This is a genomic window from Streptococcus sp. 79, from assembly GCF_013277425.1.
In the GTDB taxonomy this organism is placed as follows: domain Bacteria; phylum Bacillota; class Bacilli; order Lactobacillales; family Streptococcaceae; genus Streptococcus; species Streptococcus pseudopneumoniae.
In genome coordinates this window covers 1-3,541 of sequence record NZ_VMMW01000070.1, presented here as the reverse complement: position 1 = coordinate 3,541, position 3,541 = coordinate 1, and the positions used below count along the sequence as shown (strand labels likewise).

Sequence of the window (3,541 nt, the reverse complement as noted above, 5' to 3'; positions counted from 1 at the left end):
TTCTAAGTCTGCTTTAGCTTTGTCTTTAGCCACTGGTTTAACTGCAGTTACTTCAGAGAGTGCATCTTCTTGGGCTTTATCAACGCCACCTTGATCTTTAGCATCTTTTGCTTTCTTAATAGCTTGGGCTGCTTTTGTGACAGCTTCTTCTACTTTTGCCTTCTCTGCATTTTTTTCGTCTTCTGATAATTCATCATTATCATCTATCTCAGCCATTTTCCTTGCTGCAGCTTCTGCTATGGCATCTACCGCCATGTCTGTTCCTATTGGATTCACATCGCCTATAGCTGTAGTTCCCTCAGTTTCCTTTTCGGTAACCTCATCTTGAGAGTTGGCATTCGTGATGGCCTGCTTAGCTTTGTCCGCTTCCGCTTGGGCTTGTTGCTTAGCCGCTTCTTTTTCTCTTGGACTTAGCTTGTTATTGTTGTCAATCTCTTCTTCTTTTTCTTTAAGCTTAGCATCTACTGCTTCCTTAGCTTTGTCTTTTCCTACTGGGTTCACATTGCCTATAGCTTTAGTTCCCTCAGTTTCCTGCTTGGTAACTTCATCTTGGGTCTGAGCATCTGTGATGGCTTGTTTAGCTTTGTCCGCTTCCGCTTGGGCTTGTTTCTTAGCCGCCTCTTTTTCTCTTGGACTTAGCTTGCTATTGTTTTCAATCGCTTTTTCTTTCTCTTTAAGCTTATCTTCTATTGCTTTTTTAGCTTTGTCTTTAGCCACTGGTTTAACTGCAGTTACTTCAGAGATTGCATCTTCTTGGGCTTGATCAACGTCATCTTGATTTTTAGCTTCCTTAGCTTTCCTAATAGCTTCGCCTGCTTTTCTGACAGCTTCCACTACTTCTTCTGTAGCTATACTCTTTTCATCTTCTGATAATGTTTCATCATCATCTATCTCAGCCATTCTCCTTGCTGCAGCTTCTGCTATGGCATCTACCGCCATATCTGTTCCTATTGGGTTCACATTGTTTATAGCTGTAGTTCCCTCAGCTTCCTTCATGTTGACATCATCTTGGGAGTTGGCATTCGTAATAGCTTGAATAGCGTCCTCTGCTGCTTTCTTCGCTGCTTCCTTAGCTTTGTCTTTTTCGGCCGGACTTAACTTGTCATTGTTGTCAATCGCTTTTTCTTTTTCTTTAAGCTTATCTTCTATTGCTTTCTTGGCTTTGTCTTTTCCTACTGGATTAATTGCAGTTACTTCAGAAAGTGCAACTGCTTGGGCTTGATCAACTTCATCTTGATTTTCAGCTTTCTTAGCTTTCTTAATAGCTTGGCCTGCTTTTCTGACAGCTGCCTCTACTTTTGCCTTCTCTGCAGTTTTTTCGTCTTCTGATAATGTTTCATTATCCTCTATCTCAGCCATTTTCCTTGCTGCAGCTTCTGCTATGGCATCTACCGCCATGTCTGTTCCTATTGGATTCACATCGCCTATAGCTTTAGTTCCCTCAGCTTCCTTCATGTTGACATCATCTTGAGAGTTGGCATTCGTGATGGCCTGCTTAGCTTTTTCCGCTTCCGCTTGGGCTTGTTCCTTAGCTTTGTCTTTTTCGGCCGGACTTAACTTGCTATTCTTTTCAATCTCGTCTTCTTTTTCTTTAAGCTTATCTTCTATTACTTTTTTAGCTTTGTCCTTAATTTTCTGCCCATCATTTAATTTTTTCCACTGTTCTACAGCATCTGCTACTACGTCTTTATAATTACTAGTAGTACTAGCTCCAGAATCAATCTTCTCCTTAATTTTCTGCAATTTTTCGTCATAAGCAGCCTTGGTTTCAGGAGTAGACCATTTTGTATCTTCTTCTTTTTGTGCCATTAATTTATCATAAACTTTTTGAGATAGATCCTTGGCTACTTCTCTAGTATCCTGAGTAACTGCAAAGCCTGATCCAGAAATAGGAAGCGCATAATGGTTATGAGGCGATTGATATCCCATTCCTAAATGTTGATTATCAGCAGAACTAATACGAACAGTATAATCTGTTACTCCTTTTGGTAGAACAATATTTTTACTTGTGAATGTCCCTGGTGTTCCATTTGGCTTGTTCTCCTCCTCTGCCATTTTTGCTTCAACTTGATTTTTATCTAGTGTCTTGTTATTATATCCATTTCTTAGATACTCTCTCTTATTTCCGTCTTTCGCTGGTGTTATAATTGCATCGTCATCCTTCTTATTATCTGTTGGGGAAAAAGTTTTAGTATAAATTGTTTTCTTCACCCCATTTTCATCAATCATAACTTCTACTTTATATTTTGCTTTTGTTCCATTGATATCACCAGAATACCCTGTCTTAAAGGCAATTTTTACTGTAGAACCAGTTTCAGATGAATAGGCTTTAAATGTCTTTTCAATACCATTAAATCCCTTAACACCTCTTGCTATACTATTCCCTTCACCGTTTTCCTTATACGGTTGATTATCAAATGTTTGTTCCTGTTGGTTTGCTAAAGTTCTAACTTTTGATAGAAATAGCACATAGTCATCAGTTCGATCAAATGCTTGTTCTCTAACATAGGTGTCATAATAGTACATGTTTTCTCGTGTGATTGTACGAACAGTGTTCACTGTTTCTAATGGAAAAACTCCACCTTCTGTCTTTCTTGCAACAGCAAATTTGCCTTCTGTGCCATCTGCTGAAACTGCCCTCCAACCACCAAATTCATTCAATTCACTCACTTGACCTTGATTTATATTTTTGGTGTTACCAACTTGGTCTATGTTACCAAGTTTTTTCTCATTCTTCACTGTTTCAAGCAAATCTTTTAATTTCATTGCCAAATCATCTACATTTGCATTATCCTCTGGAGCTTCATAAGTCTGATTGGCATCTGGATCGGCATCGGTTTCAGCCGCTGTTGGCGCAGAGTCTACATCCCGTCTTTTACGTACTTTTGGCTTGCTGCTTGCTTCTTCTGATCTTGTACCTTCACCTTCAGATTTTGGAGAGCTAGAGTCCCCACTCACAGAGTCTTCATCCGATTGAGTCTTTGTTGTAGTTTCGCTTCTTTCAGATGAGTTGACTTCTTCCTCTTTGGTCCCTGGATGACTCTCTTGCTTGCCTTCATCCCCTGCTTCAGTATTGGTTGCAGATCCTTGTTCTTTTGCAGCAGGAGCAGCGTAGGTTGGCTGCTGTTCCTCTGTTTCCGAATCCTTATCAGCTGCCACCTCCTCATTTGACTGTACGGCCTGCGCTTCCGCAGCAGATACCGCTCCACTTCCCATAAAGAGATACAGCGCCGCCACGGCTACCGAGGCCGCTCCAAAACTAACCTTCCGAATCGAAAAACGTAATTGTTTTTCTCTATCGTCCTTCTCACTATAAAACATATTAGATGTTCCCCTTTTTAGTTTAAATTTTTTCAAGTGTAATTACTGAGTCCATAACTGTAACACAATGCAAAGGTTTGCCTTGTGAATCAAAAATGCACTCAATCATTCAACCTGATATGACTAAACTATTATACCTTAAATTACTTTAAAAAGATAATCATTTGACTTCTTTATCTCACTTCGTATCAAGAAAAAGACAGCCTATCCATATATATAT

The 3,541-nt window shown here is 39.6% G+C and carries 1 protein-coding gene; it reads right to left on the bottom strand.

The genetic code is table 11. The features are described from left to right. A partial coding sequence (locus HT729_RS09275; RefSeq protein WP_172931940.1) for a DUF1542 domain-containing protein occupies positions 1–3,321 on the bottom strand: 3,321 nt, incomplete at its 3' end. Between the last annotated feature and the right edge of the window lie 220 nt (positions 3,322–3,541).